Genomic DNA, 24,373 nt, shown 5'->3' on the forward strand with positions numbered 1-24,373 from the left:
GTAAAGATAAGTAGTATAAAAAAGCCCTCTGGAATGTGAGGGCTTTTTTTATGTCTATAAGGAATGGGTAAGCGAAAATAATCTATGTCACTATCTTAAATGGATAAAAGCGATTTACCGTTAATACAATTGATAACGTTAGATAAACGTTGATTAACAGCTATTAAAATAAAGCTTGCTACAATGAATATGTCAATTTGAATAATAAGCACATTAAACAATAAGTACGACCATATTCGTACCATTTAAGGAGAAAGTTATGTTGGGTGAACCAGAATATAGTATGAATGAGTTATTTGCTCAGTTAGGTCTAGATAGCTCTGATGAAGCAATTGATGATTTTATCGCAGCAAACCAACTAGCTAGCGAAGAAAAACTGACAGAGGCTAGCATTTGGACGGATAATCAGCGTATGTTCCTGCAAGAAGAATGGCAAAAAGATGCCGCATGGGTAGAAACCATCGATGAGCTAAATGTCCGTTTACATCCTGATGCATAAAAGTTTATCAAGAGATAAAAAACCCCGCAATAGTCTGAATATCGCGGGGTTTTTTATGTCTGGAGTAACACTAAAAATCAAATTTGCTTTTCGCGCCACTCAAGTAGATCTGCAACGTCTTGATGAATACCCGCTTTTAATGCTTCTATTCCATCATAGCGACGCTCACCGTGCAAAAAGTGTAGGAAACGTACGTGTAAATTCAGTCCGTACAAATCAGCTTGCAACTGCGGAAAGTGGACTTCTAGTCGCCAGTCATCACCTTTATCAACAGAAGGTCTTTTGCCAATATTAGCCGTGCCAAACAAACTATGCGGACGCAATCCGGCAACACCTGTATGACCATCGGAGGCAAGCGTAGTCAAGCCATTAGCGATCACATTACCATTATCATCTAAGCTCACCACATCGACTGCAAAAATACCATACAGGGCAGGCTTTATACGCTGCAAATCGATATTGGCGGTAGGGAAGTTCATAGTACGACCTATCTGATCGCCACGGACGACGGTTCCTGTGATGGCATAGTCACGACCAAGTAACCTGTTTGCCGCTTGAATGTCGCCTGCCAATAATAAATCACGAACGCGAGTAGAGCTGATACGTGCAGCGTCGTTATCGATAATATCGATACTGCCGCTATCAATGCGATCGTTATTAGTATGACCATCAGTGACCGTATGCAGGTTAGTCACATCCAAACCATAATCACGCAAAAACTGACTGTCGCCAGTACGGTCATGGCCGAAGCGAAAGTCATCGCCCAGCACCAACGCTTTTACGTTCAAACGCTTGGCTAATATATCGGCAAATGCTTGTGCTGATAGCGAGCGAAATTCTGTATCAAAACCTGCTACGATCAATGTTTCAACACCATATTCTGCCAGCAGTGCTTGCTTCTCTGCCAGATTGGTCAGGCGCGCAGGCGCTTTAGCAGGTGCAAAAAACTCGCGTGGCTGCGGCTCAAATATCATGACCGCCGCACCCAAATTTTGGGTATGTACAATCTCACGAACTTGGGCTAGCATGGCTTGGTGACCAAGGTGCACACCGTCGAAATTGCCGATAGTGAGCACGCAAGATGCCAACTCTACTGGGACAGTGTCCGTAGATGAAGAATGTGGCGACGAAATCAGTTGCTCAAGAAAATAGGTTTTCATAAGTTTTCAGCTATGATGAGACCAAATAAAAAACGAAAAAACACATCTATGCTTAAAATTGATGTGTCTAAAACCAGCCATTATAAAGTAAAATAGCCACACTAACATCCTATAGTCTACGTGTAATGCAAGTATGGCACGTAGGGTAGCTATTCTTTATTGCCAATAATGCTAACAACAATCCCGACAACGATGGAGATCTTATGTCTGCTGCTGCCTTGAATACCATACCAACCGACCTATCGACATATCAGCTTACCGATCAGTTCGTTGTGCAGCGTGCAAGTAAAGAAGATTTAGCAGAAGTCTTAGCCATTTATAATCAAAGCATACCGGGCAAACAAGCAACAGCCAATCTTGCATTGGTTACGCTAGAGGAGCGTGCCGCTTGGTTTGAAGAGCATTTGGATAGCGCAACCAGACCGATATATGTAGTCAAAGCACTATCATCAGATGATGTAGATCAAACAAAGGCACCGATAGTCGCATGGGGCAGCTTTAGCGATTTGTACGCACGTACGGCCTATCACATCAGTACCGAGATTAGCATCTATCTAAATCAAGATTATCAGGGTAAAGGATTAGGCAGTTTGCTGACCCGTTGGATGTTGACGCAAGCACCAAGCCTAGGTATTCGAAATATCATCGCCCTTGTCTTTGCTCATAACCATCCAAGCTTAGGATTATTTCGTAAGCTTGGCTTTGAGCAATGGGGTTATATGCCCGAAGTTTGCGATATGGAAGGGTTTATCGCTGATGTTGTGATGCTTGGCAAAGCAGTCACGTCAGACGATATTTTAGATAAAGCACCTGAAACAATTTAACTTAAAACGCTCTAACCTAAAATCTTCCATTGACCTTCTATCTTCTGTAGCTGGTAGGTCAGTGGTGCAGGTTCGCTCTGTCCTTTTAGCATCAGCTCGCCAGTGATGGTGGCACGAGTTTTATCATCATTATATTTGGTATCAGTAATCGTAACGCCATCCACCGTTTGCTGAAACGCAGACTGGGTGTTGGCAAGCTCTTCTTCGAAGTTTGCCATATCGACTTGGTAATATGACGCCGCATCCTTCACATCACCGTAATATAAGCTGTTTAGTGCTTGCTTGACAGTATCCTCTGGCGTACCGGCTTGAGTTGGGTTGGTCACTAGGCTTTTTTGTTCGGTCGCATCAGTGACTGGATTAATATTGTCACTCTCAATCGCTGTCTTATCTTCATCGCTATCTGTCATTTCGCCTGTTTCGCTAGCACTGTCATCGGTCATTGCTTGGTCAGTTGTATCATTGTCTAATGTGAGGTCTTCTGAGGTATCAACAGTCGCTGCCACATCTTCATTATCGGTAGCAGTTTCAGCCGACTCATTATTGCTACAACCGCTAATAAGGAGTCCAGTGCTTAGTACACCAGTTGCTAGCAGAATTGGTAAGCGCTGAAAGATTGGCTGTTTCGTTGTCATATCAAACCTCAAATGTCATGTATTCATTAATGATCTATTATGACAATTATTAGCAGCACGCATTGTCATTTCTCATAACAGGCTTGTTTTGGTTTCGTAAGCCCGTAATGAGTTTGCTTATACTTTATCCTAACCGTGCTTTAGCTGACGCGGACGGAAACCAGTCGCTAGCAATACCACACCGTAAACCAGCGCTCCGACGGCACACATAATAATCAGCGCGACGATACGTTGCCACTGAGCTTCATCGGTAGGAAAATAAGGTAGCATAAAATAAAGCACGCCAATCATAGAGCCAGTCGAGATAACAAACTGCGTAAACAGCTTTTTCCAATGCGGACCGAAACGGAAAATATCACGCTTATGTAAGAAGTAATATAGCAGGCCTGCGTTTACAAAAGCAGCGCCAGTCGTAGCCAAAGCTAGACCACCATGTAGTGGTATCTCTAAGAAATAGAATATCCCGATAAAAATAACACTAAAAATCATATTAGCGATGACAGAGATGATACCGATTTTGACAGGAGTTCTGGTGTCTTGACGCGCAAAAAATGCAGGGGCAAAGATCTTAATAAGCATAAATCCTAAGATACCACCTGCCATACTACGTAGGGCCAGCGAGCTCATCTGGGCGTCACGTAAGGTAAACTCACCGCGTAAAAATAGTGCTTGCATCAATACATCTGCCAGTACAAATAGGGCAGCTGAGGCGGGGACCCCGACCAAGATGATAAGACGTGCTGCCCAGTCGATGGTCTTTTTGAAACTGACATCGTCTTTTTGAGCTTCGCTTTTTGATAGGCTTGGTAATATAACAGTACCGATCGCCACACCAATCAGACCCAATGGTAGCTCGCTCATACGTTCAGCTGCATAGAGCCAAGAGACGGAACCGCCAATCATTAACGAGGCAAAGATAGTGTTCAATAGTAAATTAATCTGAGTGACAGAGACACCAAAGATAGCAGGTAGCATCAGTTTTAAAATTCGACGAACGCCTTCGTGCTGAAAATCAATCTTTGGCGCGACAAGCAGCTTTTGTTGCCAGAGCTGGGGCAGTTGAATTAAGAACTGTAGCAAACCTGCGATAGCAACGGCATAGCCAAGGGCCATAATAGGCGTATCAAACATCGGCGCAAAAATCAGTGCCCCACCAATCATACACAGGTTCAATAACACGGGCGCAAACGCCGGTGCTGCAAAACGACCGTAGCTTTGTAGAATGCCACTCGCAAAGGCTGTCATAGAAATGAATAGCAGATACGGAAAGGTAAGACGTAGCAACTCAGCGGTAATGGCAAACTTGTTGGGTTGATCGGCAAATCCAGGGGCAAACAATGTCACCACCCAAGGTGCGATTAAGATGACCACCACTGTCAGCATTGATAGCACTAGTAACAATGCGCCCGAGGTACGACTGACCAAGATCTGCACTTGTTGTAAGCTGTACTTTTCTTTGTATTCAGACAGTACTGGCACGAAAGCTTGGCTAAACGCACCTTCTGCAAACAGTCGTCGTAAGAAGTTTGGGATTTTGAAGGCGACCAAAAAGGCATCCATCAAACCACCTGCACCAAAAACCCCTAGCAATACAACATCACGTACCAAACCTAAAATACGCGATAACATGGTCATACTACTGACCACCATGGTTGAACGAAATAACCGACTTTTTGCCATGTGAACCTATCTTGCCAAGTTGTATATTGAGTTATGTGCTGATGTGATATGGATAAAAAACTGACGAATTATATCACTTTCACCATTGAGATAAATGGATTGAGTGTGGAATATGATATGTGGAAAACTGAGACTTCTTACCTTAGATCGTTTTATAAATTTCGTTTAGTATTTGAAATAACTGAGCCCGCTTATCAATCATAGATTCTCTATAGCTAGCTGCGTCATTTTCATCAAAAGGCATATCTAAAGATGCTACTCTTTTTCTGAAGGCTATCACTGTTTCACCATATAATCTTAGTGAAACTGAAGCTTCGCTATAACCAAATAGCAATAATAAGGATTCTGCTGTAGTCAATTCACTAAAGCTATTGAATAGATCATGTTGAGCATCTAATAAAATGTTTGATTTGGGAACAGAGCTATCTAGTATTAACCTTCTACGCCAATCAGAATATAGTGACCAATACCTTAAAGCAACGTTATTGAAAGTTTCTACTTTTTCTGCGACTTCTTTTAGCATCTCAAATTCACGTGCAACTTTAGCTTTCTTTTGATCGTTACGATGTTGAGTTGTAGACAGAACAAAAGTAATAATGCCTGTTATAAGTGCACCCAAGCCAATCTTAACTGCTGAATCAACTACCTCAATCCAAGTCATAAATTCTCCAGACAGTAATTCATATTAGACCACTTCCTGCTTTAATAAGTTCGAGATACTCTCACGCAACCTTGCCCATTCAAAATAATCACCAGGGTCAGTTTTACGCCCAGGCGCGATATCGCTATGGCCTGTCAAGTGGCGACGTGTTTTGGGGTAGGCCTTATAAATAGCGGCAATTACGTCGGCTAGCTGCTCATATTGAGCAGAGGTGAAGGACACAAAATCCGACCCTTCAAGCTCGATGCCAATGCTATAATCATTACATTCAGGTCGACCCAAGTAGCTAGACCGCCCGGCATGCCACGCCCGTTCGTTGAAATTGACGAACTGAGTGATAGCGCCATCACGTTCGATAAATAAATGCGCTGATACTTCCGCGCCTTTAATTGTTTGAAAGTAAGGATGAGTATCCCAGTCTAATTGATTAGTGAACAATGCTTTCACGTAATGCGTACCATTAGTGTCGCAGGCACCAAATTCATTCGGTGGTAGGCTGATATTGTGTACGACGATTGCGTCAATACTTAAACCTTTTGGCCTTACATTATAATTAGGTGAAGCCAACCAAGTGGCTGCCGAAAGTAGACCATCTTTGATGGACATTGGCGACGTAGGTGATGAGTTTGGTGATAATACGGGCATAATGCTCTCTTTTTATACTAGTATTGATAATGGTGTGATAAACAATCTATCTAAGTAGCTAAATGATAGTGGGCGATGCGTTTGATTTTTTGACCCAGAAACTTTAATAACGCTGATAGCGTATGAATAATAACGTGCGAGATTCTACCTCATGTCTATAAAACTGACGTCCATACCTATCGATTGTACGCTAATGACCATTGGCCTGCGAGCACGTCTGCCATTGGCTATAGCAGGGCTGCTACTCTCAGCTCAAACACAGGCATTTTTACCAACGCCGCTGTCTGTCCTTGAATCAGATGCATTGTCACCTGACGCATCTAGCTTAGCACCTACTAGCACAGCACCTGCTTATTCTAATTCAGATGCATTATCTGAGTCGGGTAGCATCAGTAGTGCTGAACCTAACATTCAAAAGAGTATTTTATCTGAATCAAGCTTAGCGACAGAACAGTTGCTATCAACATGGCGTCAGCAAGTAAAAACAGACAAGTTGGCACAGCATACAACATGGCGACGCTTGTTGTATTTTTACGATAATAAAAACAGCGTATTGGGTAAAAAGAAAACCGAGAGTTTGGTTGATGATCCGAGCTTTTTTCTAAGCAAAAATGGTCAACGAGATTCAGGTGCAGAGTTAGATGCAATGCTTGTGGCACTTGCCCAAGAGTTGGTGTCATCATCAGCGACTGATAACGACCAAGCCAAAACTAATACCAATAATAATTCTGTCTTATGTCGTTTTCCAGCGCGAGTGGCGTGGTTAGCAAAGGTGCTAGCGATCGATGCTGCAAGTCTATCTGCTGACTGTCCAGAGCTGGATGAATGGATGCAGACCATTGCACCTGAGCAGCTATCTATCATGTTTGCGCAGGAGTATTTGGATAATCCGCTCTCTGCATTTGCTCATACGCTGTTACGCATTGACTCAAAAGCAAGCATCGCCGATCCAAACCAAATCGATAAGGCTTATGCGCTGAACTACACGGTAGACGGTGATCCAAACGACAGTTTTCCAGTCTATGCTACCAAGTCAATGATTGGCAGCTACAACAGCGCTATCGAAATTGACCCATATCCAGAGATGCTAGCGAAATACCTGCAAGATGATGAACGTGATACGTGGACATATCAGTTGAGTCTGACGCCAGCGGAAGTTCAGCAGATTATGCGCCACGTTTGGGAAACCAAAGCGTTAAAAATGCCGTATTACTTTACCACGGACAATTGTGCTTCTGAGATTCTACGTCTTATTGATGTGGTCCGTCCGCAGCAAAACTTACTGAGCCAATTGTCTTATGCAGTCGTGCCTTCTGATGTGATTCAACTATTAAATGATGAGCAGTTACTGGCAAGTACCACTTATACACCTGCTGATAATACCTTACGTCAAAATCAGCTCAATGAGAAAAAACAACAGCGCGCGCAGTTGGGCTATCATAATAGTGCCAAACAAACCGTGAATGAGATCAAGTCTGCGCAGCTTAACCCTGTATCGAGCATGTCAGATGATGGGCAAACACTACTCAAGAGTCAAATCGACGTATCGGATAATAATCCAATAGACAGGCATCCGCTACAGTTGGGCACGATAGGTATAGGGCAGCGTGGCGACGATGACTATATGGATATTGGGTTTCGAGCGGGGTTTCATGATACGCTTGACCACGCCTCAGGGTATCCACAGTTTTTTAACTTAGAAGGGCTGGCTGCGACATTACGACTGTATGACACAGGTGATAATAAGCCCAATCAGCCAGATAGTGTGGTTTTGCAAAATGTCACTTTGATTCGTGGCCGCTCTTTTAACCCTGTCAATGCTGCCAAAAAAGGCAATACTTGGGGCGCTAGTATCGAGGCGACGCGAGTAAACGATGGATCGCAAGAGGCAGGTACGGATCATTTGGTCGGTAGCGTAGGTTACGAGAAAGGCTGGTCATGGGCATTTGGTACACCAGCCGCAGGTACTGGTGAGATGCCGCCGCAACTGTGCTATACGTTTTTGGCAGGTACAGGACAAGTAGGACGCGGTATCAATAAAGGCTTTCGTCTAGGCGCAGGTATCAATGCTGGTTGCCGTTATCAGATTAACAATCAGTTACGCGCGCAAGCTGAATTGCAATTGCCATATTGGTATCATGGCAGCAGCGATGAATCCAACGTCCGTGGCCATTATTGGCAACCAATCTCAAGCTTAGGGCTGCAATACGATATTGATAAAAAACAAGCATTACGTATCAATGCAAATTACGAATGGCAAGAACGTATCGATGCCAACGATGATATACAGCTATCGTACAGACGGTATTTTTAGTCACTGATTTAGACATTAATTTAGACATTAATTTAGACATTAATTTAGACATTAATTTAAACAAGATGGCTTCTAAGTGCTGTAATGGTTGTATCAAGGAAGTTGTATAAAGGAAAACATGCTTTATGAGTACGCAAAATTTACTAATTATTGGTCAAGGTGATATCGGCCTGCCAGTGACCAATAAACTTGCCCAAGATGGCTATTGTGTGACTGGGCTGGCTCGTAGTGAGCGCCGCCATTATGATTTGGTAGATAGTGCAGATTTTTTGCAGGCTGATGCGTTGACTTTGATGGCTGAGCAACTGCAAGCGTTTACTCATATTGCAATTATCGTCACCCCTGACGAGTATTCGACCAGCGGCTATCACGACAGTTATCTAGCGATTAGTCAGCATTTGGCAACGCTTGCTCCACAGCTTATTAAACTTGAGCGTGTGGTATTTATTTCTTCTACTGGTATCTATGGTCAGGATAATGGTGAGTGGATTGATGAGCATACTGCACCTGTTACGCCAGCGCGCGCTGCGTCAAAGGTCATATTGCAAGCAGAACAAGCGCTGCAACAAGGTTTTGGTGATAAAGCCATTATTATTCGCCCCAGTGGTATCTACGGTCGCGAGCGCTTAATGCGACTACGTAAGGCTCGTGAGCCAAATAAAGATCCAGTGCCAGCTGAGCATTGGAGCAACCGCATCATGGATCGCGACTTGGTCAATATCATCGCCAAAGTGTTGACGATAGAAACACCAAAGTCTGTCTATCTAGCGACGGACTATCGACCTGTTACTACGTTTGAGCTAGGGGTTTGGCTTAGTGAACAGGTTGGCGAGACACCTCCTACTACTGATAATACAAAAACCTCAGTGACAGGAAAACGCTTGCACAGCAACATTCCGTTAGCTTGGCTTGATTATGCTGATTGGCAGACAGGCTACCGCGATATTTTAAATTATCAAGAGTAAGCCCTTAGAGTTAAGCCCTAAAGAGTAAAATAGCCCTTGGTGTAATCGTTCTTATTTATTTTATAGTCTATGGAGATTTCATGTCCCAGCCTTCTACTTCTGATGACCGTTTGTCTCATGCTAATCTGGCAACAGAGGGCGGGCAGCTGGCAGAAGGTCACGTCCAAAAAAAGGCTGGTCAATCGTCTATGCTAGCTGATTCACAGCAGCCTGCGATCGTACATCCTAACTTTGATCCCAAACAATCTCCTCTTGATCCTGCCAGACCATTAAGTGATATACCTGAGCCTGCTCGTCGCCTAAATGGTCAACTGCGCAGGCTTTATGGTAACTCTACGCGGTTCTATCATCCCAATGCAGACAGCTTATCGAAATGGTCGCTGATAGCCTCAGAAGCGCTGGCTGAGTATTTATCATTTCTGAATGCGGCACAGCTTATCGAATTGCCGGATAGCTTTTATCAGAATCATAGTGAGCAGCCGTTAATATCGACATTATCAGATATGACATTATTAGACATGTCGGATATTCAACAGGCGATAGGCGCTTATCCAAAACTGAACCGTTATGGGTTTTTGCCTATTGATAACTCTACAGTGACTGAATCAGATAACGATTCAAACAACGATTCAAACAATGACAGCAAGGCTCAAAATTCTGCATTATTATCTATGCGCGCATTGACCAAACGCTATAATCCTGATGAGCTACTCAACAGTCTGTATGCCGATGATTGGCAAGTGATACTACAGCCGCAGCAGTTTGAAACAGGCGAGGGTAGTTTGGCCACGGATATTATGGCATGTAGCGTGGCTGTCCATGCGCTAAAGCAATGTAGTACCCGTAAGAGTATCAATCATATTTATAGCGCCGCAGAAATCTGCCAGCATGTGCGTAGCTATTTGCTCAGTCAGATCGTTTGTGAGCCGTCACAGCGCCATGCATATCGTCAGATTCGACTGTTTGCTGGCCATATTATTGTTGCCGCTTATCATTTGGGCTGGGAGATACAAGTCCGAGCAGATGGACAGAGCTATTTTAATATCTCGTCGCGTAGTGGTTTGCTGACTCGCTATGCCAATATGCAGGATTATGAGATCAATGGTTGGTCAAGCTGATCAATAATGCGTACAATAATGCAAATTTTTTGCCCCCTCTTTTTGCTGATAGGAATGTCATAATGTCTCATGTAACACGCCCTCAAGACCCTACATTTTCATCTCATCAATTTATTCAACTGGCTCTCGACAACCAAGTGCTCAAGTTCGGTGAGTTTGTCCTAAAGTCTGGTCGTATCAGTCCGTACTTTTTTAATGCAGGCTTGCTTGCGACTGGTGAGATGTTGTCACTGCTAGCACGCGGCTATGCAGATGCCTTAGCTGAACAAATAAGTGCAAATAATGGCGATAATGAGCAAGAACTGGTTATCTTTGGTGCGGCTTATAAAGGCATTCCTTTTGTCGCAGCGACGGCGCAAGCGTTATGGCTACATCATGGCATCAATGCCAAATGGGGCTATAACCGTAAAGAAGCTAAAACTCACGGCGAAGGCGGCAATTTGGTCGGTGCTGACGTAACTGGCAAGGCCGTTTGGGTGCTCGACGATGTCATCACAGCGGGTACAGCCATGCGCGAAGTGGTCGATATTTTAGAGCAAGCAGGCGCAAGCGTTGCTGGTATTCTCGTCGCACTTGATCGTAAAGAAAAAGGTCAAGCAGATCACTCTGCTATTCAAGAGCTTGCCGCGACACTAGAAGTGCCCGTACGTGCATTGGTCGATATTGATGATTTGATCAGTTATTTGGCCGATGACCATGGTGCACGAAACGGCCAGCATAAAGACGCGACCCAGTTAGCCAAAATGCAACACTACCGTGAGCAGTACGGCGTATAGTTGGGCACTGATGTTGTTTAGTAGGTGTGTTTCATATTAATAATATAACGTAAGTGAGTTTTATCATGAGCCAACAAAAACAAGAAAAGTCGCTAAAAATACTCGTTATTATGGATCCTATCGAGCGGGTCAATTATAAAAAAGACACCAGTCTTGCTATGATGTGGGCCGCTCAAGACCGTGGCCATCAGCTCGGTTATTGTCAGATTCATGACCTGTGGTTGGACCGTGGTCAGTTGATGGTTGATACGCAGCCACTGACAGTAAAGCGTGATCCTGCAGATTTCTATACATTGGGTGATAAAAGCACAGGGCCAGTCGGCAACTATGACGTGATTTTGATGCGCAAAGATCCGCCGTTTGATATGCGCTTTATTTATGCCACTTATATGCTTGACCATGCCAAAGCAGCAGGCGTGCTCGTGGTCAATGATCCACAAGCGATTCGCGACTGCAATGAGAAATTATTTGCGACGTGGTTTAGCGATTATATGAGCCCAACGATTGTGACTAGCAAACAAGCACACATTCGTAAGTTTATCGCTGAACAGCAGGACGTCATCGTCAAGCCACTAGATGGTATGGGCGGCACTGGTATCTTCCGTTTGACTGCTGATAGCCCAAACATTGGAGTGACGTTAGAGATACTGACTGAGCTTGAGACTTTGCCCATTATGGCGCAGCGTTATTTGCCAGAAATCAAAGAGGGCGACAAGCGCGTATTAATCGTCGATGGAGTCGTGGTAGATTATAGTTTGGCTCGTATTCCAACCAAAGGCGAGACCCGTGGTAATCTAGCAGCTGGTGGTAGCGGTGTTGCCATGCCATTGACTGATATTGAACGTCAAGTAGCAGAAGTTGTGGCACCAATCGTCAAAGAAAAAGGCCTAATGTTCGTTGGTCTAGACTTGATCGGTGGGCGTATCACTGAGATTAACGTCACTAGCCCAACATGCGTACGTGAGATTGATGACCAATGCGGTACAGATATCGCAACCGACTTTATCATGGCGATTGAAAATAAATTTACTGCGTAGCTTTCGCTATGTTCAGGAAAGTTTTGAGTTAAGGAGTATTCTGACTACGTAAAACCCGTATTTTGAGGTATTGTTAGTCATTAATTTTCCTTACCGTTTATTAGCATTACACGACGCCAAGCTATGACCGATCATGGCTTGGATTTTTGTTATTTTTGCTGCATAAAGTACTGTATATAAGACAATGATTTCCTCTATACTATGCGGGCTTTGGCTAGGTCGTTATTTTTCATAATTGCTACCGCAGTAGTGAGATAAACCCTTCATATAAATAAAGTAAAGATAGGCAGGCGTTCATGAAAACACCGCATATATTGATGATGGCAGCTGGTACGGGCGGGCATGTTTTTCCAGCGCTTGCCGTGAGCGACGAGCTGACCCAGCGCGGTGCGGTAATTCATTGGTTGGGAACGCCAAACGGTATGGAAAACGGTTTGGTTGAGCCGACAGGTTATCCTTTTCATGCTATTAATATGCAAGGGCTTCGTGGCAAAGGCGTTGGTCGACTATTAAAGCTCCCAATGACTCTGCTATCCGCGACGATGGCAGCCGTAAAAGTGATTCGTAGTAATCAGATCGATGTGGTCGTTGGGTTCGGTGGTTATGTCACTGCACCTGGCGGTATCGCTGCGCGTATGACTAATACGCCTTTGATCATCCATGAGCAAAATGCCATCGCTGGCATGAGCAACCGCTACCTATCTAAACTGTCGACCAAAACATTACAAGCGTTTGAGAACACCTTTGCCAATAGTCAGCAAGATGCCAAGCTTGAGACAGTGGGCAATCCTGTGCGTAACGCCATTACTGGTGTTGCAGAGCCAACGGTACGCTACGACGTAAATGACAGTTCACCGCTTAAACTGTTGGTAGTCGGCGGTTCACTTGGCGCTCAGGTATTAAATGATACAGTACCAAAAGCGTTAGCATTACTAGATCAGCCACTTGAAGTCCTACACCAGTGCGGACGCAACAATGAAGCAGCCACGCAAGCAGCTTATAGCGCACAAGACCTAAACAACCATCAGTTTACTGTACAGCCTTTTATTGATGATATGGCTGCAGCTTATAACTGGGCAGACATCATCGTTTGCCGCGCAGGTGCGTTGACCGTGACCGAGATTCAAAACGTCGGCATCGCCGCTATTTTTGTACCGCTACCGCATGCAGTAGATGACCATCAGACGGCTAATGCACGCACGTTGACCTCGCATGATGCGGCAATTCTATTACCGCAGTCAGAGCTAACTGCCAAAAGTCTAAGTGACGAGCTTGGCGTACTCAATCGAGAGAAGTGCTTGGCAATGGCAAAAAAAGGCCATGCGTTGGCCAACCGTAGTGCGAGTAAGCAAGTTGCTGACATCATTTGGCAAGCGCTATAGTCTGTCATCTATACCCCTTATTTGAATTTACTAAGTTTTATTGACCTTTAATAAAGAGAGATCCTTATGCCTACCTCTGCGAAAGCTCTACCTAAGCGTTTGATTGAAATACCAGAAATGCGCCGCATTCAGCATTTGCATTTCATCGGTATTGGTGGCTCAGGCATGTGTGGTATCGCTGAGGTGATGAACAATCAAGGCTATCAGGTCAGTGGTTCCGACATCGCAGAAAGCTTGGTGACTAAACGATTACAGCAAATCGGCATCGAGATATCGATTGGCCATGACTCTAAAAACATTGCCAATGCTGACGTTATCGTTGTCTCATCAGCGATTGATCGTAGCAACCCTGAGGTAAAAGCAGCACTTGAAGCTCGTCTGCCAGTAGTACGCCGCGCCGATATGCTTGGTGAGCTAATGCGCTATCGTCATGGTATCGCAGTTGCTGGCGCGCATGGCAAAACGACAACGACGAGTTTGCTCACCACAATGATGGCAGAAGGACAGCTAGATCCTACCTATGTCATCGGCGGTAAGTTAAATGCGTCAGGCAAAAATGCGGCATTGGGTAGCAGCCGTTTCTTGGTAGCAGAGGCTGATGAGTCTGATGCATCGTTCTTGTCATTGCATCCGATGGCCGCGATTGTGACCAACATCGACCAAGACCATATGGAAACCTACGAAAACAGCTTTGATAAATTAAAAGCCGCTTATATCCAGTTTCTACAAAACATGCCGTTTTACGGTTTGGCAGTGGTCTGCGGTGACGACCCTGAGCTGTATGCAATGATCGATGATATCGGTCGTCCAGTATTGACCTTTGGTCTTGAGCCGTTCAATGATGTACAAGCTGTAGACTTGGTAACGGAAGGAACTAAAACTCACTTTACCGTATTGCGCCGTGACCGTGAGCCATTACGCCTAACGTTAAATATTCCTGGTACACATAACGTTTATAACGCGCTTGCTGCCATCACGATGGCGACTGACGAAGGCGTTGATGATGCAGCAATTGAGCGCGCCCTGCAAAAATTTGAAGGCGTGGGTCGTCGTTTTGAGCAGCATGCTTCTGTCGATATCGATGATGGTAATGTCTTATTGATTGATGATTATGGTCACCATCCAAAAGAAGTTGATGCGACCATCAAAGCCGCTCGTCAAAGCTTCCCTGATCGTCGTTTGGTGATGCTATTTCAGCCACATCGTTATAGCCGTACCCGTGATTGCTACGATGATTTTGTAGAAGTGCTATCGAGCGTTGATGAGCTATTATTATTAGATGTTTATTCAGCAGGTGAGAGTCCGATTACCGGAGCTGATACCAAGTCACTAGCGCGTAGTATCCGTTTGCGCGGTGAAGTTGAACCGACTATTATTGATAAAGACAATCTAGCTCCTGTTATGCAGCGTTTGTTAAAAGCCAACGATATGCTGATTACCCAAGGCGCTGGTAATGTCGGGCAGATTGCTATCGATTTGGCTGCCAATAACCTTTATATTAAGTAAGCTAAAATTTAGGGACGATCCTCATGACAACTGATAATAAAGACAATAATAGCACTCAAAATGCAGCTATCAATGATACATCTTTAGACACGACGACTCATGCAAAAGATGCCAGTCAATTTGGCAAAGTAGCCGTTATTTATGGTGGCAGTAGCAATGAGCGCAGCGTGTCTTTGGACAGTGGTGCAGCAGTATTACAAGCGCTCCAAAACCAAGGCGTTGATGCCACTCACTTTGATCCAAAGCACCAAGACATTACTGAGCTACGCAAATTCGACCGCGTGTTTAATGTGTTACATGGTCGTGGCGGCGAAGATGGTTTGCTGCAAGGCGTATTACAGTGGTTTGATATACCGCAAACTGGTTCAGGGATTCTAGCTTCTGCACTAGGTATGGACAAAGTACGTACTAAGCAATTGTGGCAAGGTTGCGGTCTCTCAACTGCACCATTTTCATTATTGACGGCTGATACTGACTGGCAGCAAGTGGTTAACATGCTAGGTTTGCCACTTATCATTAAACCAGTTCATGAAGGTTCAAGTATTGGCATGACCAAGGTCAATCATCTTGATGAGCTGCCTGCCGCTTATGCAACTGCAGTGGAATGTGGTGATGCGGTGATGGCTGAGCGCTGGATTACAGGTCGCGAATTTACGATTGTGATTATCGATGACGAAGCTTATCCAGTTATTCGCCTTGAGCCTGCCGACATTACTAACTTCTATGATTTTGAAGCCAAGTACAATCGTAACGATACCAGTTACTATATTCCTTGTGGATTGAGCGCTGCTGATGAAAAGCACCTGCAAGATTTAAGCCTTGCAGCATTTCGTGCAGTAGATGCAAAAGGCTGGGGACGTATCGATGCCATGCAAGATGAAGCAGGCAATTTTTGGTTGCTGGAAATCAATACCGTACCAGGTATGACCAGTCATAGTTTGGTTCCGATGGCGGCCAAAGCTCGCGGACTAGATTTTGATGCACTATGCTGGCACATTTTGGCGCAAACACTATAACTGTCAAATCAACTAAATTGAGCAGATAGTGACGACTCTTTGTGTCACTAGAGCTGCTATACCACAGCTTCATGTAAACTTGTGTAAATTCGCTGCTGGTAGTTGGTGTTTGGCTATTGTTTAACCATAAAATACGTTAATATTGTAAGAATAGGTCTATTTCGGTGATATTTATGTTGTTTTGTGAATACAACTGATAACTTATTCATAATTTAAGAAAAATGTTACGTTTAAATCAACGTAATCGCTGTATATAAGCTATATTTTTAATAAAATTTGATAACATATCGACTTAATAAGCTTCTGCCAAAAATACGCAGATTTATATCAATAAATAGCATGATCAGTTTTATGCAAATATAGGGACGAAGGTCGTTATGGCTCAAACTGTCAACGAGGTAACTGACTTGATGAGTGATAAAGCCGGTCGCCCAAAATCTAAGATCCAAATACCAGCAACGGTAAAGTATCTATTTATGGTACTGGTCTTAGGCTTGCTAGTGCTAATATTAATGATGGGCGGCAAAGCGCTACGTGATGCGCCGCCAGCAAATATTTATGTCAGTAATCAAGGTTTGTCTGCTGCTCAATATCGCTCATTGCAAGAAGTGATGGAACAACAACAAGTAAATAGCTTTTTTACTTCTGATTTGCAAGCATTGCGAGATATTACGATGGGCTTAGCTTGGGTAGAGCAAGTGAGTATCTCTCGTGATTGGCAACGCGGCATCGTCATCAATGCATTACCCAAGCAAGCAGTTGCTAATTTTGGTACAGAACGTTTGGTCGATGCAAAAGGCGCTGTGTTTGTTCCTGCTGATAGTAGAGATTTAACACAAGAACGTTTTGCCACCTTGCAGGGTGAAATGTCTCAAGCACCAGTTATTATGCAGCAAATGCAGCAAGTTAATGATTGGTATGCACCGCTTGGCATGCAGGTCGAAGATATCATTCTGTCACCGAGAATGACTTGGTTAATCCGCTTTGACAATGGGCTACGTGTGATTGTCGACAATGAAAATACGGCGCAAAAACTACTGAATTTAAGCCAACTGCTTGGCAATCAGTTACGTACGCGTCGAGATGAAATGCAATCTGTAGATTTACGATACAAAAATGGCTTTACCATTGCTTGGAACGTGACACAGAGTGCTGAAGCAGAATAGCCTAAGTAAGTACTACATCTATGCATAACCGATGTGAGCTAATAGGGCTTATTTAGTTTGAAGAAAATATGTACAACATCATAGCGTATTAGTAACGCTTTTTTTAATGATTTAATAGAAGAGCATCACTTGCTCTTCTATTTAGCGATAATTTGTCTGGTACCATGAAAAATAATGAAAATCTGGTTGTTGTCCATCTAAGTGCCACGGCAGTATATGTCGTCATAGGCAATGTTGTCTCTGCAAAAGACATTCGTATTTTGGGCGTAGGACAAGTTAAAAACAGCGATTTTTATCAAGGTCAAATAAAGCATCGTGAACGTCTGCAAGGTGCTATTAAGCAAGCCATTCAAGAAGCAGAAGACACCGCTAATTGTCGTGTGCATAGTGTTTGGTTAACGCTTGCGACCCCTGAACTCTCCAGCAAAAACAGTGCTGGAGAGGTCAAAGTAGAAGATGAAGTGGTACGTGCCAAAGATATGGTACAAGCATTGGCTAATGCAAAGTCGCGTGATTTATCATCTGACTATTATTTGATGCATTGCTGTCAGCAAGGTATCTATGTCGATGAGCAAGACTTTATGGTGGATGATGTCATCGAGATGATGGCACACAATATCACCGTGATGTACCACATGATGATGATGCCTGTTGCCAGCCGTCAGAATATCCAAAAGCTATTGCAAAGTTGTGACGTCGGCATTGATCATATTGTTTTCGATGCAGTGACCAGCGCTGAGTATAGTTTGATGACTGAGGAACGTCAGCAAGGCGTTTGCTTAGTAGATATTGGTGCTAGTACGACCAGCATTTGTGTGTATAAAGAGAATAAGTTGATTTTTACACATTGTATAGCAACAGGCAGTCATGAAGTGACAATGGATATTTCAGCTGATTTTGGTATTTCCATGATTGAAGCTGAAAAGCTGAAGAAGTCTCATGGTACAGCTGATGTCAATAGTGTCGATCCAAGCGCCTTCTTTTTGTTCAAGCCTCAAGGATCGGGCGACGAAATAAATATTGGTATCTATAACTTGGCACGTATTATTGAAGCTCGTTACGTTCAGATATTCACTGAAGTAGCGCGTCAATTACACGAAGCAGGTTTGATAGGCTATATCGATAAAGGGATTGTGTTGACTGGCGGCGGTAGTACGATTAAAGGTATGATACCCTTTGCCAAAAAGCTACTAAAAATGCCTGTTGTATTGACCAATACCCATCCTGCTATCAGTGCTTATAATCATTTTGATAATGATGAGTCATTTAAGCTACTTAATAGTCAAGTGAATGACCGTGCTTATCAGACTGCTTTTGGCACATTGTTATATAGTCAGAGTGAGCAATTCCGCCGTAGCGAAAAAAGCGAACCTGAAGCGATTCAAAACAATCGTGTATCAGGCGTGTTTCGGAGTGCAGGTCAACGGTTTGCAAACGTTTTAAAGAAAATATTATAGATCTGTTTAACCTCATATCTAGAGCATTCATACATTATGGAATATCTCTAAGTTGGTTGAGCAAAAAAAATAGAGCAATATTGCGAATAAATTAGTTTTAAAAATAAAGTATTAAGTGATAATGACATATTATTGTCTATACTGATCGATTTTAGCCATACCCTGTTTTATTTAAATACATTTATATATAGTATGTCGATAGCGCGCCACATGAGTGCGTTACTATGTATCGACTTACACGCTATCTGCAACTGGAGAATCTTTTTTATGTCAAAATACACCATGCCAGATGATAATCAGCTTCAAAACAATGGCCAAGCAAGCTTCACTGTATTCGGTGTTGGTGGCGGCGGCGGTAATGCAGTTGAACATATGGTACAGCAAGGCATCAGAGGTGTAACGTTCGTTTGTGCCAATACAGATAAACAAGCGCTAGATCGTCTTACTGCACCGCACAAACTGCAATTAGGTGCAAAAACGAACCGTGGTCTAGGGGCAGGCGCAAATCCAGAAGTCGGTCGTGAAGCAGCAGAGAGCGAAGAAGAAGCGATTCGCGCATTGCTTGAGCACTCAGATATGGTATTTATCACTGCTGGTATGGGCGGCGGTACTGGTACAGGCGCAGCGCCAGTTGTTGCTCGTATTGCGAAGGAAATGGAAGTACTAACAGTTGCTGTTGTGACTACGCCATTCAAATTCGAAGGTGGTAAGCGTATCAAAGCTGCTAAAGCAGGTATTGAGCAGCTGACCAACTTTGTCGACTCAATTATCACGATTCCAAATGATAAGTTGATGAGTGTATACGGCAACATCTCTATGCAAGATGCTTTCAAAAAAGCGGATGATGTATTGCTACATGCCGTTCAAGGTATTGCGGAAACCATTGCTAGCGAAGGTATGATCAACATCGACTTTAACGATATCCGTACGGCAATGACTGCGAAAGGTCATGCGATGATGGGTATTGGCCGTGCCAGCGGTGATGATCGTGCGCGTCAAGCGACTGAAAAAGCCATCAGATCACCACTACTTGATGATTTGCGTTTAGAAAATGCAAAAGGTCTACTAGTTAACGTTATTTCCTCAGAGTCATTGTCACTAGATGAGATGAGCAAAATCAGTGCAATAGTCGAAGAAATTACTGACATCGACGACGCTCACATTTTCTACGGTTCTGTGATTGATGAAAAAATGGGTGACGACTTACATGTAACCGTTATCGCAACTGGCTTAACGTTAGATGAAAACGCAGGTCAAGAGCCAGAAGTAGTAGAGCAGCCAGTACCTTCTGTTAATAGCACGCAACCTGTTGATCCTAACGTGCATACCAGCGCTTTAAACAGTCAGAAGCAGTTACAAGCTCAGCAGCATCAAGATAGCGTTGCACGTCCTAGTGCAAATGCACCTCAAGAGCAGCCTAAGACTAAAACAAACAGTATTCAAGACTATTTAAAGCGTCAACAGAATAAATAGTACTTCTAATTTACTATGAGTAAGAAAAAGCCAGCGTTTTAACGCTGGTTTTTTTGTGGTTAAGGAAAAATGAAACGTCTTGTATAAGAAAAATTATGACAATTTTCTATGTAATCTATATGTATATGATTGTCGAAACGTATATGAGCCTCGTTGTTTTATAGCATTAGGTAGGCCATATAAAGTAAAAATCAGCAATAGAATATTGACGATAAGTGTTATCAATCAAGGAGATAAGAAAATTAGCGCTTTTTATATATAGCGAATAAGGGGTCGGTAATGGTACACTATGTCAATTGTAACAAAATATGTGAGAAGACAACCATGAACCAAAGAACCATAAAAACAGCAATAGCCGTTACGGGTACTGGTCTACATAGTGGTCAGCCTGTTGACTTGGAGTTTCATCCGCAGCCGATTGACACTGGTATTGTTTTCGAGCGCTCTGACATAGAAGGTAGTCAACCAATCCCAGCGAGTGCGTTTTTAGTACAAGACACGATGATGTCATCGAACTTAGTGTTTGGTGGTACGCGAGTAGGCACGGTTGAGCATCTGCTTAGTGCCATTGCTGGTCTAGGAGTAGACAATCTGTTAGTTCGAGTTTCTGCTTCAGAGATACCAATTATGGATGGTAGCGCTGCGCCTTTTGTTGCGCTCTTACTAGATGCAGGATTTTGTGAGCAAGAAGCGGCCAAAAAGTTTATTAAAATTATACGTCCTGTACGAGTGAAGCTAGAAGATAAATGGGCAGAGCTACGTCCTTATGAAGGGTATGAATTAAACTTTGAGATTGATTTTGATCATCCTGCGTTTGATAAGAACTTTCAGCATGCACAGTTGCAGTTCTCTACACAGAATTTCATCGAACAATTAAGCACTGCGCGTACTTTTGGATTTTTACGTGATATAGAAGCGCTACGTCAAAATAACCTAGCATTAGGTGGCAGTATGGAAAACGCCATCGTTATCGATGATGCCAACATACTTAATGCAGAAGGCTTACGTTTTAATGATGAGTTTGTCCGTCATAAAATTTTAGATGCTTTGGGAGATTTACATCTGATTGGCTACCCAATTTTAGGTCGTTTTAATGCCTATAAATCTGGTCATGCTCTAAATAATTTATTAGTACGTGAAATACTGTCTAACGAAGATAACTTTGAAATTGTAACTTTTGATGACAATGTAACCTGTCCTATCGAGTATTTACCGCTTAATGATTTGGTTATTGAAGGATAAATACAGGAATATACAGGAAGTATCGAAACATTTACGCAATATTACATAGGAAGCCCATAATTACATTTATATAATATGCTATATTTTGAATATATTATCTATATGATTATATGAATTTTCTGTTAAGGCATATAATACAAAAGCTGTAGATGGTTTTTAAATCCTTCGTTAGCTATATCCATAATCCGGATGTAACTAACGGAGGATTTTTTTTATCTGATACATTACAAAAATCCATCTTTATCAATGCCATCACTTGCTCTTATTTACATAACTTTACATTTTACAGTCGGTATTTTTAATGATTAATCAAACGCAAAAGAGCTTCTTTGAGATTCTCATCAGTGGTGACATGCTCTGCGGCCTGTGATATAGTCCGTTTTGTGTTCTGGCTAAGCGCCTGATTTTCATTGGCTTTACGAGAATTTGGCAAGTGCAATGATGATGTTGATGATTGTTTGGATGAATAATTATTGGCAGAGCTTTTAGCCACAACGACGCGAATTTGCTTGAGTTGTTTAAATGTAATTGACTGCTCTGTTAGTATTTGCAAATACGAGCTATGTAAATAGCGAATATGATTTGCTGCTGTCATTGAGCTAACACTTAATATCAACTGCTCAGGTGTTAAGCCTACAACCCAACAGGTATTGAGTATTTCTTCAGGTAGACAGTCTACCAATAGCTCTTTTATCTCGTTGGTCGCTTCTATATATAGTCGCATGTTGTTAGCAAGTGTTTGAGGTAGCGCGCTACCGGCAAATGCTTGATGATCTATAAGCTGGGCAAGCCGATTAGGTTGTTTTTTTGACATCGTAAGTACTCATCTAATAGGTGACAAACTCGATACTCATAACAGACATGCTAAAAGCAATATATAGCAGATGGCTTATAAGATAGTTGACTAGGTGGGAGGTACTACTGGCACTAGTCACTATTTGAAAAGAATGAACCGTTGTAATAGGGATTTTATCACGTCTATTTGATGATTATATCCTCTAAATTAATTGATGCTTCGTTACGGATGACGAGCAGACTTGTATTAACAATAGGTAGTAAATTTATGAAACAAGCTTTATTAATTTTGTCAGTATTGGGAATGGGTATCGCACAGACGAGTGGTGCTGCCGAAACAACCTTTCAACCAAATAATACCTTGAGTCATACCATCACAAATATTTCTACTTCTGCGAACTATGGTTCTAGTCGCAACATCTATAGCACTAATAGTGGTGCCCATGTATATAGCAATGATGAGATCAGTCAAGCAATTGACAACCTAAGCGCTCATGCTAAGCAAAAAGAATATCAACTAGCTTCACTGACCAGTCGTTTGTCTTACGAGCAGCGTCAGCAGCAAGCAAGCCGTGTACCTGACCGCAACTCTGCTCCTGCTATTGCAGCAGAAAATGCCTCTCGCGTTGCACTATCTAGAAGCTCTGGCTACTGTGCTCGCTATGTACGTAAAGCATTACAATCTGCAGGTTATGAGTTTACGCCTAACCCTTCAGCCTATCAGTATGCCTCTCGTGGCACGCTAGCCCAAGCTGGCTTTACCAAGATCAGTAACGACATGGCACCACAAGTTGGTGATGTTGTTGTCTATAACCGCACGTCAAGCCGTCCACACGGTCATATCCAGATCTTTGATGGCAATGACTGGGTATCTGATTTCCGTCAAAACAGCATCAGCCCATATAGCGGTAACTACAGCTATACGACATGGCGTGATTCGCAGTATGTTGATGATGCATCAGACCGTGGTATCTACCTTGCGATGGCTGACAAATAAACATCGGTCAAATGAAGTAAGCATCAGTTAAATTAGACTAAAGCTTTCTCCAAACTCAGTAATGCTCTTTGTGACATTACTGGGTTTTTTTTGTACTTTAAATAATTATATTTAAGAATAGCTGTATTTAAATGAGTACAGCTCATACAACCAAATCAAAGCTCAAACTTTGGCCAATAGTCGCGATTGTGAAAATCAGGCGGGGATGCATGGCCCGAGGCAAAATATAAGTCAGTTTTGCCAAACCATAAGATGACACAAGGATGTATTTGTTCAATCTTCATGTTTGCAATAGCGTATTGTTGATTCGGTAGCTGCGTTATAGGTAGGCTAAAGCTGCGCTCATAATGAGCAGGTGTCTGCACTACCGTTGAAGTGCTAGATAGTAGGCTTTCTATTGATGTGGCTGTCAAATCCTTATGGTTGTTCCAACCAATAGATACGCGTGTGGTTCCATCGGTTTCGTACAACGGTGCTGGCGGTAGTGCTGCAGGGTTACGATAGCTCTTAAATTGATAAACAGCGTAACGACCATCAGGGTTAGCATTAATCTCTATATAAGCGGTTGCTTGCTGAAATGATATCTTGTGCGGTTCTGTCTGGTGAGGTGCCACGATATCTTCAGCATCAGTCTTACAGCCCGCAATCTTGCTGCCAGCAATAAAGCATTCAAGGCACGTTTCTTCCCATAGATAATCAGTGAAATTTACTTGAGTTTGTTGCCATGTTGACCAATTGAATTGATTGGCTAGAATTTGGCTAGGCAGAGTCACTTGATAGGTCAGCACCAGTTGCAAAGCTGGTTGCTGGATGATTTCTGCACTTACTCCGATAGAGATATTCTCAAGATCTTCTATAGACACGCCTAACTGCTGAGCGTCTTTCGCTATCGTCTCTGTGGCTATACAGAGGTTAAAAGATTGGTTCATTATGGGTACATCTCGACGGTAATAGTAAAGAGGTGATAGTGACAAGAGAAAGTATGCTGATTAAGGGCGCTAATACTATATGGTAAATATAACCGA

The 24,373-nt window shown here is 43.0% G+C and carries 22 protein-coding genes; 15 read left to right on the forward strand and 7 right to left on the reverse strand.

What is annotated here, in order from left to right; all coding sequences use genetic code 11:
- Positions 1-259: 259 nt before the first annotated feature.
- Positions 260-499 carry a DUF2789 domain-containing protein gene (locus HCZ91_RS01455; RefSeq protein ID WP_165597274.1) on the forward strand — a complete coding sequence of 80 codons (240 nt, stop codon included), beginning with the start codon at positions 260-262 and terminating at the stop codon, positions 497-499.
- 77 nt (positions 500-576) lie between these two features.
- Here the strand turns inward: HCZ91_RS01455 and ribF are convergent, their stop codons facing one another.
- Complete coding sequence (gene ribF / locus HCZ91_RS01460; RefSeq protein ID WP_179797578.1) at positions 577-1,659, reverse strand: riboflavin biosynthesis protein RibF; 1,083 nt, start codon at positions 1,657-1,659, stop codon at positions 577-579.
- A gap of 203 nt (positions 1,660-1,862) precedes the next feature.
- On the opposite strand from ribF, the gene HCZ91_RS01465 reads away from it, so the two are divergent.
- Positions 1,863-2,483: a GNAT family N-acetyltransferase gene (locus HCZ91_RS01465; protein WP_179797580.1), complete on the forward strand. Its 621-nt coding sequence runs from the start codon at positions 1,863-1,865 to the stop codon at positions 2,481-2,483.
- An 11-nt stretch (positions 2,484-2,494) separates the two neighbouring features.
- Here HCZ91_RS01465 and HCZ91_RS01470 read toward each other — a convergent pair whose 3' ends face one another.
- The 4 genes from HCZ91_RS01470 to ampD form a co-directional block, all read right to left on the reverse strand.
- On the reverse strand, positions 2,495-3,118 hold the full coding sequence (locus HCZ91_RS01470) for a hypothetical protein (protein WP_179797582.1): 624 nt from the start codon (positions 3,116-3,118) through the stop codon (positions 2,495-2,497).
- A gap of 129 nt (positions 3,119-3,247) precedes the next feature.
- Positions 3,248-4,798 (reverse strand): murein biosynthesis integral membrane protein MurJ, encoded by a 1,551-nt coding sequence (gene murJ, locus HCZ91_RS01475; RefSeq protein WP_102092753.1) that lies wholly within the window; start codon positions 4,796-4,798, stop codon positions 3,248-3,250.
- A 142-nt stretch (positions 4,799-4,940) separates the two neighbouring features.
- The gene (locus HCZ91_RS01480; RefSeq protein ID WP_179797584.1) at positions 4,941-5,459 is read right to left on the reverse strand and encodes a hypothetical protein; all 519 of its coding nucleotides are present in this window, start codon (positions 5,457-5,459) and stop codon (positions 4,941-4,943) included.
- A 24-nt stretch (positions 5,460-5,483) separates the two neighbouring features.
- A complete protein-coding gene (gene ampD / locus HCZ91_RS01485) occupies positions 5,484-6,065 on the reverse strand; it encodes a 1,6-anhydro-N-acetylmuramyl-L-alanine amidase AmpD (protein ID WP_257019948.1) in 582 nt (193 codons plus the stop codon).
- A gap of 190 nt (positions 6,066-6,255) precedes the next feature.
- Here ampD and HCZ91_RS01490 point away from each other — a divergent pair, with 190 nt between their 5' ends.
- The 12 genes from HCZ91_RS01490 (at position 6,256) to lpxC (ending at position 21,556) form a co-directional block, all read left to right on the forward strand.
- Positions 6,256-8,418, forward strand: coding sequence for a DUF4105 domain-containing protein (locus HCZ91_RS01490; protein WP_179797588.1), 2,163 nt, complete (start codon positions 6,256-6,258; stop codon positions 8,416-8,418).
- 125 nt (positions 8,419-8,543) lie between these two features.
- Complete coding sequence (locus tag HCZ91_RS01495; protein WP_179797590.1) at positions 8,544-9,383, forward strand: SDR family oxidoreductase; 840 nt, start codon at positions 8,544-8,546, stop codon at positions 9,381-9,383.
- 80 nt (positions 9,384-9,463) lie between these two features.
- The gene (locus HCZ91_RS01500; protein ID WP_179797592.1) at positions 9,464-10,501 is read left to right on the forward strand and encodes a hypothetical protein; all 1,038 of its coding nucleotides are present in this window, start codon (positions 9,464-9,466) and stop codon (positions 10,499-10,501) included.
- Between the two features lie 62 nt (positions 10,502-10,563).
- Positions 10,564-11,277, forward strand: coding sequence for an orotate phosphoribosyltransferase (gene pyrE, locus HCZ91_RS01505; RefSeq protein ID WP_165597670.1), 714 nt, complete (start codon positions 10,564-10,566; stop codon positions 11,275-11,277).
- A 65-nt stretch (positions 11,278-11,342) separates the two neighbouring features.
- Positions 11,343-12,314: a glutathione synthase gene (gshB, locus tag HCZ91_RS01510; protein ID WP_179797594.1), complete on the forward strand. Its 972-nt coding sequence runs from the start codon at positions 11,343-11,345 to the stop codon at positions 12,312-12,314.
- A 296-nt stretch (positions 12,315-12,610) separates the two neighbouring features.
- On the forward strand, positions 12,611-13,696 hold the full coding sequence (murG, locus tag HCZ91_RS01515; RefSeq protein ID WP_179797596.1) for an undecaprenyldiphospho-muramoylpentapeptide beta-N-acetylglucosaminyltransferase: 1,086 nt from the start codon (positions 12,611-12,613) through the stop codon (positions 13,694-13,696).
- Positions 13,697-13,762: 66 nt separating this feature from the next.
- Entirely contained in the window at positions 13,763-15,202 is a 1,440-nt protein-coding gene (gene murC / locus HCZ91_RS01520; protein WP_101205772.1) for a UDP-N-acetylmuramate--L-alanine ligase, read from the forward strand.
- A gap of 23 nt (positions 15,203-15,225) precedes the next feature.
- A complete protein-coding gene (locus HCZ91_RS01525; protein WP_218870011.1) occupies positions 15,226-16,218 on the forward strand; it encodes a D-alanine--D-alanine ligase in 993 nt (330 codons plus the stop codon).
- Positions 16,219-16,595: 377 nt separating this feature from the next.
- Entirely contained in the window at positions 16,596-17,384 is a 789-nt protein-coding gene (locus HCZ91_RS01530) for a cell division protein FtsQ/DivIB (RefSeq protein ID WP_179797598.1), read from the forward strand.
- 164 nt (positions 17,385-17,548) lie between these two features.
- The gene (gene ftsA, locus HCZ91_RS01535) at positions 17,549-18,841 is read left to right on the forward strand and encodes a cell division protein FtsA (RefSeq protein WP_057761435.1); all 1,293 of its coding nucleotides are present in this window, start codon (positions 17,549-17,551) and stop codon (positions 18,839-18,841) included.
- Positions 18,842-19,108: 267 nt separating this feature from the next.
- The gene (gene ftsZ / locus HCZ91_RS01540) at positions 19,109-20,314 is read left to right on the forward strand and encodes a cell division protein FtsZ (protein WP_179797600.1); all 1,206 of its coding nucleotides are present in this window, start codon (positions 19,109-19,111) and stop codon (positions 20,312-20,314) included.
- A 324-nt stretch (positions 20,315-20,638) separates the two neighbouring features.
- On the forward strand, positions 20,639-21,556 hold the full coding sequence (gene lpxC, locus HCZ91_RS01545) for a UDP-3-O-acyl-N-acetylglucosamine deacetylase (protein WP_179797602.1): 918 nt from the start codon (positions 20,639-20,641) through the stop codon (positions 21,554-21,556).
- A gap of 298 nt (positions 21,557-21,854) precedes the next feature.
- On the opposite strand, the gene HCZ91_RS01550 is transcribed toward lpxC, so the two are convergent.
- Positions 21,855-22,370, reverse strand: coding sequence for a hypothetical protein (locus HCZ91_RS01550; RefSeq protein ID WP_179797604.1), 516 nt, complete (start codon positions 22,368-22,370; stop codon positions 21,855-21,857).
- A 249-nt stretch (positions 22,371-22,619) separates the two neighbouring features.
- On the opposite strand from HCZ91_RS01550, the gene HCZ91_RS01555 reads away from it, so the two are divergent.
- Positions 22,620-23,348, forward strand: a complete 729-nt coding sequence (locus HCZ91_RS01555; RefSeq protein WP_179797606.1) for a CHAP domain-containing protein — start codon at positions 22,620-22,622, stop codon at positions 23,346-23,348.
- A gap of 155 nt (positions 23,349-23,503) precedes the next feature.
- Here HCZ91_RS01555 and HCZ91_RS01560 read toward each other — a convergent pair whose 3' ends face one another.
- Positions 23,504-24,277 carry a hypothetical protein gene (locus HCZ91_RS01560; RefSeq protein ID WP_179797608.1) on the reverse strand — a complete coding sequence of 258 codons (774 nt, stop codon included), beginning with the start codon at positions 24,275-24,277 and terminating at the stop codon, positions 23,504-23,506.
- Positions 24,278-24,373: the final 96 nt, after the last annotated feature.

Origin of the sequence: Psychrobacter sp. BI730 (assembly GCF_013414195.1) — a bacterium.
Lineage (GTDB): Bacteria > Pseudomonadota > Gammaproteobacteria > Pseudomonadales > Moraxellaceae > Psychrobacter.